This is a genomic window from Paenibacillus thermotolerans (assembly GCF_028745515.1).
In the GTDB taxonomy this organism is placed as follows: domain Bacteria; phylum Bacillota; class Bacilli; order Paenibacillales; family YIM-B00363; genus Paenibacillus_AE; species Paenibacillus_AE thermotolerans.
The window spans coordinates 1-13805 of record NZ_JAQZSG010000023.1; the positions used below are offsets into that span (position 1 = coordinate 1).

General features: G+C 54.8%; 9 protein-coding genes, 12 tRNA genes and 1 rRNA gene. All 22 read left to right on the forward strand.

Going from position 1 to position 13805, the window contains the following annotated elements:
- Positions 1-71 precede the first annotated feature (71 nt).
- The 22 genes from rrf to glmS all read left to right on the forward strand — a co-directional run bounded on the left by rrf (position 72) and on the right by glmS (position 13666).
- A 5S ribosomal RNA gene (rrf, locus tag PT964_RS17650) occupies positions 72-188 on the forward strand.
- Between the two features lie 10 nt (positions 189-198).
- Positions 199-274 (forward strand) — tRNA-Asn (locus tag PT964_RS17655).
- 5 nt (positions 275-279) lie between these two features.
- A tRNA-Thr gene (locus PT964_RS17660) sits at positions 280-355 on the forward strand.
- Between the two features lie 12 nt (positions 356-367).
- Positions 368-442: transfer RNA gene (locus PT964_RS17665), tRNA-Glu, on the forward strand.
- Positions 443-487: 45 nt separating this feature from the next.
- Positions 488-563, forward strand: a tRNA-Val gene (locus tag PT964_RS17670).
- A 20-nt stretch (positions 564-583) separates the two neighbouring features.
- Positions 584-659 (forward strand) — tRNA-Thr (locus PT964_RS17675).
- Between the two features lie 9 nt (positions 660-668).
- Positions 669-740 (forward strand) — tRNA-Gln (locus PT964_RS17680).
- 12 nt (positions 741-752) lie between these two features.
- Positions 753-828 (forward strand) — tRNA-Lys (locus tag PT964_RS17685).
- Positions 829-845: 17 nt separating this feature from the next.
- Positions 846-928 (forward strand) — tRNA-Leu (locus tag PT964_RS17690).
- 73 nt (positions 929-1001) lie between these two features.
- Positions 1002-1076: transfer RNA gene (locus PT964_RS17695), tRNA-Gly, on the forward strand.
- A gap of 9 nt (positions 1077-1085) precedes the next feature.
- Positions 1086-1162 (forward strand) — tRNA-Arg (locus tag PT964_RS17700).
- Between the two features lie 19 nt (positions 1163-1181).
- Positions 1182-1258, forward strand: a tRNA-Pro gene (locus tag PT964_RS17705).
- 14 nt (positions 1259-1272) lie between these two features.
- A tRNA-Gly gene (locus tag PT964_RS17710) sits at positions 1273-1346 on the forward strand.
- Positions 1347-1711: 365 nt separating this feature from the next.
- On the forward strand, positions 1712-2668 hold the full coding sequence (glsA, locus tag PT964_RS17715) for a glutaminase A (protein ID WP_274364698.1): 957 nt from the start codon (positions 1712-1714) through the stop codon (positions 2666-2668).
- 118 nt (positions 2669-2786) lie between these two features.
- A complete protein-coding gene (gene ppc, locus PT964_RS17720) occupies positions 2787-5585 on the forward strand; it encodes a phosphoenolpyruvate carboxylase (protein WP_274364699.1) in 2799 nt (932 codons plus the stop codon).
- A 104-nt stretch (positions 5586-5689) separates the two neighbouring features.
- Positions 5690-6262 carry an RNA polymerase sigma factor SigW gene (gene sigW, locus PT964_RS17725; protein WP_274364775.1) on the forward strand — a complete coding sequence of 191 codons (573 nt, stop codon included), beginning with the start codon at positions 5690-5692 and terminating at the stop codon, positions 6260-6262.
- Between the two features lie 81 nt (positions 6263-6343).
- Positions 6344-6967 (forward strand): zf-HC2 domain-containing protein, encoded by a 624-nt coding sequence (locus PT964_RS17730; RefSeq protein ID WP_274364700.1) that lies wholly within the window; start codon positions 6344-6346, stop codon positions 6965-6967.
- 71 nt (positions 6968-7038) lie between these two features.
- Positions 7039-7932, forward strand: coding sequence for a diadenylate cyclase CdaA (gene cdaA, locus PT964_RS17735; protein WP_274364776.1), 894 nt, complete (start codon positions 7039-7041; stop codon positions 7930-7932).
- Positions 7925-9436: a CdaR family protein gene (locus PT964_RS17740; protein ID WP_274364701.1), complete on the forward strand. Its 1512-nt coding sequence runs from the start codon at positions 7925-7927 to the stop codon at positions 9434-9436. Before cdaA ends, PT964_RS17740 begins: the two co-directional genes overlap by 8 nt.
- A 122-nt stretch (positions 9437-9558) precedes the next feature.
- Positions 9559-10920 carry a phosphoglucosamine mutase gene (gene glmM / locus PT964_RS17745; protein WP_274364702.1) on the forward strand — a complete coding sequence of 454 codons (1362 nt, stop codon included), beginning with the start codon at positions 9559-9561 and terminating at the stop codon, positions 10918-10920.
- Between the two features lie 66 nt (positions 10921-10986).
- A complete protein-coding gene (locus PT964_RS17750; RefSeq protein ID WP_274364703.1) occupies positions 10987-11214 on the forward strand; it encodes a hypothetical protein in 228 nt (75 codons plus the stop codon).
- A gap of 628 nt (positions 11215-11842) precedes the next feature.
- Positions 11843-13666, forward strand: a complete 1824-nt coding sequence (gene glmS, locus PT964_RS17755; RefSeq protein ID WP_274364704.1) for a glutamine--fructose-6-phosphate transaminase (isomerizing) — start codon at positions 11843-11845, stop codon at positions 13664-13666.
- Positions 13667-13805 lie beyond the last annotated feature (139 nt).

Sequence of the window (13805 nt, forward strand, 5' to 3'; positions counted from 1 at the left end):
CCTATATTGGAATGATGTCTCACGTTTCGCATCCGGTTTTCAGGGAGCAATCCCTGAAAGAGCACACACAGTTTGGTGATAATGGCGGAAGGGAACCACGCGTACCCATCCCGAACACGAACGTTAAGCCTTCCAGCGCCGATGGTACTCGGACCGCAGGGTCCCGGGAGAGTAGGACGTCGCCAAGCTGTGTAACATTCCCCGATAGCTCAGTCGGTAGAGCACTCGACTGTTAATCGAGTTGTCACAGGTTCGAGTCCTGTTCGGGGAGCCATATTTGCTCCCATAGCTCAGTAGGTAGAGTGCATCCATGGTAAGGATGAGGTCAGCGGTTCGATCCCGCTTGGGAGCTCCATCTTACGTTTACGGCCCGTTGGTCAAGGGGTTAAGACACCTCCCTTTCACGGAGGTAACAGGGGTTCGAATCCCCTACGGGTCACCAATTTTTCTTAAGAGGAATAATACAAGCTATTTATCCTAATAATAAGGACGCTTAGCTCAGCTGGGAGAGCATCTGCCTTACAAGCAGAGGGTCGGCGGTTCGATCCCGTCAGCGTCCACCATCTCTTCACTTCAGCAGCGAGCCGTTGTAGCTCAATTGGTAGAGCAACTGACTTGTAATCAGTAGGTTGGGGGTTCAAGTCCTCTCGACGGCACCATTGCAATATTGGGGATTAGCCAAGCGGTAAGGCAACGGACTTTGACTCCGTCATTCCCAGGTTCGATCCCTGGATCCCCAGTATTACTTGCTTGAGCCATTAGCTCAGTCGGTAGAGCACCTGACTTTTAATCAGGGTGTCGAAGGTTCGAGTCCTTCATGGCTCACCATTTGTAATCTCCTGAATGCGCGTATGGCGGAATTGGCAGACGCACCAGACTTAGGATCTGGCGGGAGACCGTGGGGGTTCAAGTCCCTCTACGCGCACCATGTATCATATCCGATTGTCAAAAGTTGCTTGTTGCATCGCGCTTTGGATTATGATATATTAGTATTCGCATTCGCGGACGTGGCTCAGTGGTAGAGCATCGCCTTGCCAAGGCGAGGGTCGTGGGTTCGAATCCCATCGTCCGCTCCATCTGTTTATGTGCCCTTAGCTCAGCCGGATAGAGCGTTTGACTACGAATCAAAAGGTCGGGAGTTCGAATCTCTCAGGGCACGCCATTTTCACTAAATTGTTTTACGGGACGTAGCTCAGCTTGGTAGAGCACCTGGTTTGGGACCAGGGGGTCGCATGTTCGAATCGTGTCGTCCCGACCATTTTAAATTGTTGTGCGGGTGTAGTTCAATGGTAGAACTCCAGCCTTCCAAGCTGGTAGCGTGGGTTCGATTCCCATCACCCGCTCCATTACTACTGTGGGTGAAACTTCGTTAAATGCGAAGTTTTTCTCTTTTTTTCTCCTCGATTATTTTAACCTTTCTATAATATTGATGGCTGTTGACTCGCATTTAGCGAATCGGCAGCCTTTTTTTATTTCTTGCTTTCCATGTACTTATTGTTTTCGATTCATGTTAGGTTAACGTATTCCGGCGGTATGCAACTAAGTTGTGCGGTGTGTGGGACTGCAGCGGAAATAAGTTCCGTTCGAGACGGTCGAGCATGCGGCACGACGGTGTGCAACGGAATGTAAATCAAAAACAATTGCCGCATCCCCGGCGTTATGGTTAAACTAATTGATATATACGGCAACTTCGGAGGCGGTCGCAACCGGTATGGAGGGAACCTTTTCGAAACAATATCTTGAGCAGTTGATTCAGGAGGCACGTCCCTGCACAAAGCAGGGTAAGGTAGCGGATTACATTCCAGAGCTGGCGTACGCCAATCCGCATTCCCTCGGAATCGCGGTGGCGACAGCAGACGGGGAGCTACTGGCCGAGGGAGACGTGCAGTCGACATTTACGCTGCAAAGCATCTCCAAAATCGTGACGCTCATGATCGCATTGACGGAGTGCGGCCCGGAGAAGGTGTTCCAAAAGGTCGGCATGGAGCCGAGCGTCGATCCGTTTAATTCGATCGTTAAGCTGGAAACGGTCGATCACAAAAAGCCGCTGAATCCGATGATCAACGCAGGAGCGATCGTGATTGCGTCCATGCTTCCCGGCGATACGACCGAACGGAGGCTGCAGCGCGTTGTCGACGTAATCGCGAAAATTACGGGTAACGGCTATATGCAAGTGAATGAAAAAGTGTTTCTTTCGGAGCGAAAGACCGGCGACCGGAATCGGGCGCTTGCCTATTTCATGAAGAGTACGGACATTATCGACTCCGATGTGAATGTGGAGGAAACGCTCGATCTGTATTTCAAGCTTTGCTCGCTGGAGGTAAACTGCATCGACCTGGCGAAGATCGGTTTGTTTCTGGCCGGCTGGGGACGGCTGAAAAACGAGCAAGGCGAAGTCACCCAGCTCATTCCTCAGGAGATCATTCAGATTGTGGCTACCATCATGATGACTTCGGGGATGTACAATCTTTCCGGGGAGTTTTTCTTGAAGGTGGGCCTCCCTGCGAAGAGCGGGGTCAGCGGGGGGATTGTTTCGTTCGTCCCGAACCGTTGCGGCTTCGGCTTGTTCGGACCGGCACTCGATCCGGCGGGAAACAGCGTTGCAGGCGTAAAGATGCTGCAGGAAATCTCAAGAAAATTTCGGCTTCATCTGGTATCGCCCAACTAATTCCATCGGAAAATGCGTACGATTTTTTCTGAAAACACGAGATTTTCTCGCGTTAATTTAGTAAAATGTAAAAATATACAGACGGCAACATGCCGGATAGGTGGGGTGAAACGAGACGATGGCGGATACAACTGTCACCGCTGCGGGTGCGAATTCGCAGCATTCGAATCAACTGTTACGCAGAGATGTGCGTTTTCTCGGTAACATTCTCGGTGAGGTGTTGGTGCATCAAGGCGGCAACGAGCTGCTCGGCATCGTGGAGAAAATCCGCGAAATGAGCAAAACGCTCCGCGCTTCTTACATCCTCGAGATTCACGAAGAATTCAAATCGATCATTAATACGCTGGATCCGAAGGTTCGTCTTCAAGTGCTGAGGGCGTTCGCCGTATACTTTCAGCTCGTTAATATTGCGGAGCAAAACCACCGCATTCGGCGCAAGCGCGATTACGAGCGTGCGTCGGCGGGCTCCGTACAGCCGGGTTCGATCGAGAGCGCGGTCCTTTCTTTGAAGGAAGACGGCGTTCCGGCGGAGGATATCATCGATATACTTAGCGGTATTTCTTTGGAGCTGGTTATGACGGCGCACCCGACGGAAGCGATGCGGCGGGCCATTCTCGACATCCATAAGCGGATCGCCGACGATATGATGCAGCTCGACAACCCGACGCTTACGGATCGGGAAAGAGAAGATCTGCGGCGGAAGCTTCTGAATGAAGTGCTTACGCTGTGGCAAACGAACGAGCTTCGCGACCGGAAGCCTACCGTTATCGACGAAGTTCGCAACGGCTTGTACTATTTCGACGAAACGCTGTTCGATGCGATTCCGGAGGTGTATGACGAGCTGGAGCGCTGCATGGAGAAATATTATCCGGGCGGCAACTGGCACGTTCCGACGTTCCTTCGTTTCGGCTCTTGGATCGGCGGCGACCGAGACGGAAATCCTTCGGTTCGTTCCAATGTCACTTGGGACACGCTGGTCATGCATCGTCAGCTTGCTTTAAAGAAATACGAAGACCAATTGAAGCAAGGCATTCGGCTGCTCAGCTTCAGCACGACGCTTGTCGACGTTACGCCGGAGCTGCTGGCGTCCATCCAAGTCGACCAGGAGCAGGTGGAGCTGAAGACCGAATACGTTTGGCGCAACGATACGGAACCATACCGCGTGAAACTCGTATACATGGTAGAACGTATTCAAAATACGAGATTAGATACGGGAAAACCGGAAGCTCGCTACAAATCTCCGGATGAATTTATGAACGATCTGTACATTATCGACCGGAGCTTGCGAAGCCACTTCGCCGATTTCGCTGCCGATTCCTTCGTACGCAAGCTGATTCGCCAGGTCGAGCTGTTCGGCTTTTATCTCGCCGCTCTTGACGTGCGCCAGCACAGCAAAGAGCATGAAGCGGCTATGCAGGAAATATTAAAGCTGATGGGCATCGTCGACAATTATTCGGAATTGTCCGAGGATGAGAAGGTACAGCTTCTGTACAAGCTCCTGGAGGATCCGCGTCCTCTTACTTCGTCTTATTTCCAATATTCCGAGTCGACTCAAGAGTGCTTGGACGTATACCGCATCATTAAGCGGGCACAGGAAGAGTTCGGCCCGCGCTGCATTCGCAGCTACTTGATTAGTATGACGCAGGGTGCCAGCGATATTCTTGAAGTTATGGTGCTCGGCAAGGAAGCGGGCTTGTTCAGCAAGCGCGCGGACGGCACTGTGACCGCTTCGTTCCAAGCCGTGCCTCTATTCGAGACGATCGACGACCTTCACGACGCGCCGAACATTATGAGAAAGCTTTTCGCGCTTCCTACGTACAAAGAAAGCATCGGCGCCCTTGACGGCATTCAAGAAATCATGCTCGGTTACTCCGACAGCAACAAGGACGGCGGCATGCTTACGGCCAACTGGGAGCTGCGCGTGGCGCTGAAATCGATCACGGATGCGGCGAACGAATTCGGCGTGAAGCTGAAGTTTTTCCACGGCCGCGGCGGCGCGCTCGGCAGAGGCGGAATGCCGCTGAACCGCAGCATCATGGCTCAGCCGCCTCATACGCTTGGCGGCGGCGTTAAAATTACGGAGCAAGGGGAAGTGCTCTCCTCCCGTTATTCGCTCAAGGGCATCGCATACCGCAGCTTGGAGCAAGCAACATCCGCGCTCCTTACCGCGTCGGTGGCGGCGCGCAACCCGCAAAGCGATCTCGAGGAGCACCGCTACGAATCGTTCATGAAGACGATGTCCGAGGTATCCCAGAAGAAATATCAGGACCTCGTATTCCGCGATCCGGATTTCCTCATGTTCTTCCGCGAATCGACGCCGCTGCCGGAGATCGGCGAGCTGAATATCGGCTCGAGGCCGTCCAAACGCAAAAACAGCGATCGTTTCGAAGATCTGCGCGCCATTCCTTGGGTGTTCTCCTGGACGCAGAGCCGTTACTTGTTCCCGGCATGGTACGGGGCCGGTACGGGGTTGAAGTCGTTCGCAATGAGCATCCCGAACGGGATGGAGACGCTGAAGGAAATGTACGAGAACTGGTCGTTCTTCCAAGGCTTGATCGATAACCTCCAGATGGCGCTTGCCAAGGCGGATCTGCTTATCTCGAAGGAATATGCGGGCATGATAAAGGACGAGACGGTCCGCAACCGAATATTCGGAGAGATCGAGAAGGAATACAATCTGACGTCCGAAATGATTCTGCAAATTACGGGACAAGAGGAAATTTTGGACAATGTCCCGATTATTCAGGAATCGATCCGGCTCCGCAATCCGTACGTAGACCCTCTGAGCTATTTGCAGGTGAAGCTGCTTAGCGAATTGAGGGCGATTCGGGGACGGGGCGAAGACGATCCGGAGCTGCTGCGCGAGGTGCTCATGACGATTAACGGCATTGCGGCAGGTTTGAGAAATACGGGCTGATCGTCTAATAGCAGTAAAAATACGGCCGGGCAAACGACGATCCGCGTGAGAAGCGTTCCCGGCCTTTGTTTGGCGCCGAGGGGAGTTGTCCGCAGTTGATGGACATGCAAAATATAGAGACGCGACTGGCCAAGCTTGCGAAGCAAGGGGATCGAGGCGCGTTCTCGGATATCGTTGAAATTTATAAAGACAAGCTGTATCACCTTGCATACCGAATGACCGGCAACCGCCAAGAGGCGGAGGACATCGTGCAGGAAACGTTCCTGCGCGTGTACCGCAGCCTGGACCGTTACGATGAGGCGTTGAAGTTTTCGACCTGGATTTACCGGATCTGCACAAATTTGTGCATCGACCGGCTGCGCAAGCGGAAGGCTTCCTATTCGCTGGATGCCGATGTGTCCGAAGGGGAAGGCACGGACTGGTACTCCATGCTTCCGAGCGAGGAGCCGACCCCGGAGGGGCGCCTGATGCTGTCGGAGACGCAGAGGCGCATACGCGAGGCAATTGATACCCTTCCCGAGAAGTACAAATCCGTCGTTATATTGCGGTATTTGCACGACATGTCCTTGCAGGAAATCGGAGACGTGCTGGATATGCCGGTGACTACCGTGAAGACGAGGGTGCATCGGGGGCGGGAATTTTTACGTAAAAAAATGGAGCTGGACGATATATTATGAGCGTAAAAATGAAACATCGAGCGAACTCGTACGTATGGTATACACAGACGCATTTTTGCAAGCAGAAAGGAGTGGCCGGACGTGAAGTGTAAAGACGCCCTCCCATTGATTCACGAATACTTGGACGGCCATTTGAATGCCGAGCGAAGACTCGAGCTTCGGTCTCATCTGAACGAATGCGGCGGCTGTTCCGCACGCTTGAAGGCGCTGGAGAAAGCGGAAGCGCTCGTAAAGCTGCTGGATCGGCCGCAGGCGCCGTCGGATTTGTCGGCCAAGATTATGGCAAGCCTGCCGCCTGTACAGAGGAAGAGGGCTTGGACCCGGTGGGTGCGCCGACATCCGGCGATGACCGCCGCCGCCGCATTCCTGGTCATCATGATCGGCAGCTTCATGTCCTTGTGGAATCAAGGCACGCAGCTGGTCGTCAGAGGGGACGATCTGGACGGCGTAATTATTCAAGGACGCCAAGTGATCATACCGGAGGGCTCCACGATGCAAGGCAATTTGGTGGTCGAGAACGGGACGCTGCTGGTGAACGGAGATGTTCAGGGGAATTTGACCGTTGTCGACGGGAAGCTCGCCATGGCGTCGACGGCTCATATTTCGGGACAGGTTACGAAGGTGGATCAGGCGCTCGACTGGATCTGGTATAAGTTCGGCGATTGGTACAGCATGCTGGTCGGCAGACCGGCTCCTCATTTGTAACGCGCGAAGATTCCTTCCAAGTGAAGGAATCTTTTCTTTGTGTTAGGAACGCTCACGCCTTTTGTGGTATGATGATTTCAACTGCCTGTCCTGAACACGGGACGTTCGGGGGACGAAGATCAGTGAACTTCTTAGCAGATTGGACATGGTCTTGGACGACCGTTATTAAAGAGATAATCGATATTTCCATTGTGAGCTATATCATATATAAATTAATATTGCTCGTTAAAGGCACACGGGCCGCTCAGCTTCTCAAGGGGATCGTCGTGCTTGTTGCGGTATGGGCGGTCAGCTATATTTTCGAGCTGTTGACGCTTCAGTGGCTGATGAACCAGATGTTCACGTTCGGGGTGCTCGCGCTCTTCATTATTTTCCAGCCGGAGCTCCGAAGAGCGCTGGAACAGCTAGGTCGCGGAAAAATATTTACGATCGCCGCCTCGGAAGAGGACCAGGCGATGAACAACCGGATCGAGCAAGTCATTAAAGCGACGCAGCATCTGTCGTCCCGAAGAATCGGGGCGTTGATCGTGTTCGAGCGTGAAACGGGCCTGACCGAATATATCGAATCGGGAACGAAGCTCGAATCGCAAATCAGCACGGAGCTGATCGTCAACATATTCATACCGAACACGCCGCTGCATGACGGAGCCGTCATCATCCGCGGCAGCCAAATTATGGCTGCGGGCTGTTACTTGCCCTTGTCGGAAAATCCGTTCATCAGCAAAGAGCTGGGGACGAGACACCGGGCCGCCATCGGCATGAGCGAAGTATCGGACGCGATTACGTTGACGGTTTCGGAAGAGACCGGACAAATATCGTTGGCCATTCACGGCCAGATGGTTCGCGGGATCGACGAAGAATCGCTCATATCAAAGCTGCACGAAGAGCTCAATCCCCGTATGAAGCGCAAAACCGGCGAACGGACTTCTTTCTTCGGCAAGAGGAAGGGGGAACGGCATGGATAAATGGTTCAACAACAATAACGTGATACGCGTCGTGGCTGTCGTTCTCGGCATTTTGCTATGGGTTATCGTAAGGCTGGACGTGCAAAATTCGACAACCGGAGCAAGCCCTTCTTTAACCTCCGAAAAAATTACGAATGCAAGCATTACTGTAGTCGGACTGGACGAAAACCGGTATTCCATCATATCGATCGATCCGAAGACGGTCAATGTTGAAATAAACGGAAGCGCGTCCGCCATGCGGAAGGTGTCCACACGCGACTATAAAATTGAGCTCGATTTGTCTTCGGTGGAGCCCGGGGAACAGCTGGTACCGGTGCGGGCAACCGGCTTTCCGAAGGGCGTCGAGGTAAACATCGATCCGCCGAACGTGTACGTAACGGTGGAAGAAAAGCAGCGCAAGGAAATACCTGTCGCCATCAACGTCACCGGTACGCCTGCCGAAGGCTATACGGCGGGCGAGCCGATCGTTGAGCCGAACCGGGTGAATGTGACGGTTTCGGGGACGATGGCAGAGAAGCTGGATAAGGTAGTCGGCGAAATCAGCGTCGACGGCGCGACTTCTACGGTGAAGCAACAGGTGAAGCTCGCGGCGCTGGATAAGAAAGGCGATCCGCTCGATGTGGTCATTTCGCCGCCGGTCGTCGATGTAGAAGTGCCGGTTTCGAGCCCGTTCAAGACCGTGCCGCTGCAAATCAAGCTGAACGGCGATCCGCCGGCCGGCTATGCGGTCGGGGCGTTCGAGCAGAACGTGTCCGAGGTAACGGTGTACGGCAAGCAAGCGTACTTAAATTCGTTAGAGTTTTACGACGGTTTGTCGATCGATTTGAGCGGCTTAACGCAAACGACGAACTATGAATTTACGATTCCGATGCATGAAGGCATCGAGTTGGTGAGCCCGACGGCCGTAACCGCTCGGGTGACGATCGTACCGTCTACGACGGCGACGCTCAACGATATACCGCTGAGCGTGAACGGCAAGAGCGAAGAGTACAGCTATAAGCTCGTTACTCCGGCGGATCCGACGTTTAACGTTACGATCGAGGCGGCGCCAGACATTGCAGCGACGCTGACGAAGGATGACGTGAAGGCGATCGTGAACGTCAGCAATATGCCTGCCGGCGTGCACCAGCTGCCGGTGGAATATAATTTGCCGTCGTTCGTGAAGGCGGCATCGGGCAACGTGCAGCATGTAACGCTCGAGATCACTTCGAAGGCCGGCGCCGGAGCGGGCGGAGAAGGCGGCGGGCAAACCGGCGCAAATTCCAGCCCGGGCCAAGGCGATTCCGGAGGTTCGGGCGGCGTACCGCCGAACGATTCCGCGGGCGGGACGGCTTCGGGCGATCTGCCTTCCTCCGGTCAGGCCGGGACGGGAGGAAGCGAAGGCTCGGGAGGCTCTTCCGGCAGCTCGGGCTCAGGCACGACGGGCTCGGGGGGCTCAGCGGGCTCCGGCGCAGGTTCGTCCGGCTCATCCGAGGAGGTACCGCCTCCTCCTGACGGCCTGTAGTACGGGAGGCTAGAGTTATGGCAGGAGCGATCCGGGGTGAGGAACCTTTTGCCGCGAAGAACGTTATTATGTCATATGGGCAGCGAGAGATTATTGACGGTTGAAGGAGATCGTATAGAGCTATGGGGAAATATTTCGGAACGGACGGCGTGAGAGGCGTCGCCAACCGCGAATTGACGTCGGAATTGGCGTATAAAATCGGCCGCTGCGGCGGATATGTACTAACGAGGCGCGAGGTTCGCAATGAGAAGCCGCTGGTCGTCATCGGCCGCGATACGCGCATTTCCGGACCGATGCTGGAGGCGGCGCTTGTTGCGGGGCTCCTGTCCATCGGAGCGGACGTGCTTCGCCTGGGTGTCGTGTCGACGCCGGGCGTAGCTTATTTGACGCGAAAGCTGGGAGCGGACGCCGGCGTCATGATCTCCGCATCGCATAATCCGGTAGAAGATAACGGGATTAAGTTTTTCGGCGGAGACGGCTTTAAGCTGAGCGACGAGACGGAGCTCGAGATCGAAGCGTTGATGGACGCCTCGTCCGACGAGCTGCCTCGCCCGGCTGGCGGGGGCCTCGGCACCGTCCGCGACGACGATCAGGCGAAATGGCTGTACGCGGACTATTTGCGGTCGATTACGCCGGAGCGTCTGGACGGCTTGAAGATCGTGCTCGACTGCGCGCATGGAGCAGCCTTCGAGCTGGCGCCGCGCGTATTCACGGAGCTTGGCGCAGAAGTTGTGACCGTCGGCGCGACGCCGAACGGTCTGAACATTAACGATGGCGTCGGCTCGACCCATACGGAGATGATCCGCCGGGAAACGCTGCGCCACGGCGCGGATCTCGGGCTGTCGTTCGACGGAGACGCCGACCGGCTGATCGCCGTTGACTCGGCCGGCGAAGAAGTTGACGGCGACTTTATCCTTTGCATCCTTGGGGATGCGATGCGGCAGGAAGGCCGCCTCAAGAACGACACGGTCGTTACGACCGTTATGAGCAACATCGGCTTCTTCAAAGCCGCCCGCGAGCTTGGCCTGGGAACGGCTCAGACGGCCGTCGGGGACCGCTATGTCATGGAAGAGATGCGCAAAGGCGGGTACAATCTAGGCGGTGAGCAGTCCGGACATGTGATTTTCCTCGACTATAATACGACGGGCGACGGGATTTTGACGGCGCTGCAGCTGGCGAGCACGGTCGTGAAATCCGGCAAGCCGCTCAGCGAGCTGAAGCAGAAGATGCAGAAGTTCCCGCAGGTGCTTGTCAACGTGCGCGTCGCCGATAAGAGCAAGTTCAAGGGGAACGCGGCGATCGATGCGGCTGTGCGCGCCGTCTCCGACGAGCTTGGCGAGAACGGCCGAGTGCTGGTGCGTCCTTCCGGCACGGAAGCGCTCATTCGCGTGATGGCGGAAGGGCCGGACCGCGACGTCATCGAAGCGCACGCAGGCCGCATTGCGGACGTCGTACGTGCGGAGCTGGGCGCTGCGGAAGCGTAGAGACCGAAAATCATAGGCCCAAATTCGTTCCTACTTTCGTCGATACGGCGAAGGGGAGGAGAGGATTTGGGCTTTTTTGTGTCGTCGTGGGAAGAAAAGTGGAAGAAAAGTGGAAGAAAAGTGGAAGAAAAGGTACCGGCGTCGCAGTTCATGGGGGCCATTTTGAGAAGAGAAAATAGTGCTTTCTGTCCTTCACTTCTCGGAAGCAACTCACATACACTGTCCATAAGCGACTTGGCATTCATGAAAATAATCATGAAAATAAAAGTTGCCATCCAGGTAGGAAATGAATAATATAGTACTATGACTTTGAAGCAGAAAGAGAGGGTCGGGGAAATTCGGTAGACAAGCGCCAGAACTTGCGAGCGGCATAAGCGGCATGTGTCGGATTGGATTTTGATGACGATTCGAGCATAATCGGGGGCTATAGGCCACGGAAACCCGATAAGCTTAAGCGCGCGGCAAGTTGACGAGGTGGAGGTGTTCGAGGATCCGTTCGGCGGGGACCTCCCGGCAGCGCCGCTAGGCCGAGAATGAGAAACGAAAACGAGAGGGCGACCTTTCGGACAAAGTTCTCATAAGGCGGTATGTAGTTAGAAACTGTAAGATTGTTTTGTGGTATTCGCGGTTGGCGGACACCTTGTTCTTTTATTCCCAATTTTCGGGTTGATGGGTGTTCCATCGATTGTTGCCGTCATGTTTTTAACATGATTAAACGTTAACGGGATTCGTCTGTTCAATTGGATCTGTAACGTTTCGTGAGAGACTCTTTGCTTCGCTGTATGTTTTTTCGTGCTGCGGCAAAGGCTTCTTAAAGTATGGACTTGTTCGTTCATTTTCTGAAAAAGTTTCGGGTACCCCGAGGCTCTATTTTCATACGCTTATATTTCCTATTACTAACTATTTCGGAGGTTTTTCACATATGTGCGGTATTGTTGGTTATATCGGTCATCGGGATTCGCAGCAGGTTTTGGTCGAGGGTTTGAAGAAGCTGGAGTATCGCGGGTATGATTCCGCGGGTATTGCGGTGTTTACGGAGCAAGGGCTGCAGGTGAAGAAGTCGAAGGGCCGGCTGGCGGTGCTGGAGGGCCAATTAACGGAGGCCCCGCTTTGCGGTTCCGTCGGCATTGGGCATACGCGCTGGGCGACGCACGGGAAGCCGTCCGACGTGAATTCCCACCCGCATACGAACGTGAAGAAAAAAATTTCGGTCGTGCACAACGGCATTATAGAAAATTACGTTCAGCTGAGGGAGGAACTGATCGCCAAGGGCTACGAGTTTGTGTCCGAAACGGATACGGAGGTTGTTGCGCATTTGGTAGCGGACTTGTACCAAGGCGATATCGTCGCAGCGGTCCGCGCCGCGGTGAAGCGGATTCGCGGGGCGTACGGGCTCGGCGTGCTGGCCGAAAACGAGCCGGACAAATTGGTCGCGGTGCGCATGCACTCTCCGCTGATTATCGGCGTAGGCGAGAACGAGAATTTCATCGCCTCCGATATTCCGGCGATTCTGGAGCATACGCGGGACGTGTATATTTTGAACGACGGGGAAATGGCGGTGTTGACGAAGAACAGCGTCACGATTACCGACCTGGAAGGCCGTCCGGTATCCCACGATTTGTTCCGTGTGGACTGGGATATGCAAACGGCGGAAAAGGGCGGCTTCGACCACTTCATGCTCAAGGAAATTCATGAGCAGCCGAAGGCGTACCGCGATACGATGTTTCCGCGGATCGACGGCGATTCCGTTGTGATGAAGGAAATCGGGATGAGCGCCGACGTCATTCGCGGCATCCGCCGCATTCATATCGTCGCGTGCGGCACGGCATATCACGCGGGCCTCGTCGGCAAAACCGTGATCGAACGGTTGACGCGCATTCCGGTCGAGACGGACGTGGCGTCCGAGTATCGTTACCGCGATCCGATTATAACGAAGGATACGCTTGTCATTGTCGTTTCCCAGTCCGGGGAAACGGCCGATACGCTCGCCGCGATGCGCGAAGCGAAGCGTCAAGGGGCACGCGTGCTGGCGATCACGAACGTGGTCGGCTCCTCCGTCGCTCGCGACGCGGACGACGTGATCATTACACACGCAGGTCCGGAAATCGCGGTGGCGTCCACGAAGGCGTACACTTCGCAGTTGATCGCGTTTTATTTGCTGGGCTTGTTCTTTGGGCAAACGCTCGGCACTTTGAACAAAACCGAAGTCGCCGGCGTCATTGATGCGATGAAGAAGCTGCCGGAGCAGGTTGAGGCGATATTGGGGCAGGCTGACGTGATTAAGCGCGTGGCGGAAGAGATCAAGGGTGTAGAGAACCTGTTCTTCATCGGCCGCGGCTTGGATTACACGGTCGTGCAGGAAGGCTCCTTGAAGCTGAAGGAGATTTCGTATATCCATTCCGAAGCGTACGCGGCGGGCGAGCTGAAGCACGGAACGCTGGCGCTCATTACGGATGGCGTGCCGGTCATCGCGCTTGCGACGCAGGAGACGTTGTTCGAGAAGATGCTGAGCAACATTATCGAGGTGAAGGCGCGCGGCGCACGCGTGCTCGCGGTCGCCAACGAAGGCGATCAAGAGGTGGCGAAGTCGGTGGACGATGTGATCTACATCCCGCACACGCTCCCGCTGCTTACGCCGGCGTTGTCGGTTGTGCCGCTGCAGCTGTTGGCATACTACGTATCGCTCGCCCGCGGCAATGACGTCGACAAGCCGCGCAACTTGGCGAAGTCGGTGACGGTGGAGTGAGAGGCTGGAACCGGTAATGAAACATTGGAACTAGATCGGTTTAAGATGGGCCCCGAATGTATTTGGGGCCCTTCCTTTTATAGGAAATTAGGGGATCGGATTCAGCCGGTATGGAGGAGACTCTGTGCCGGCTTTTTTT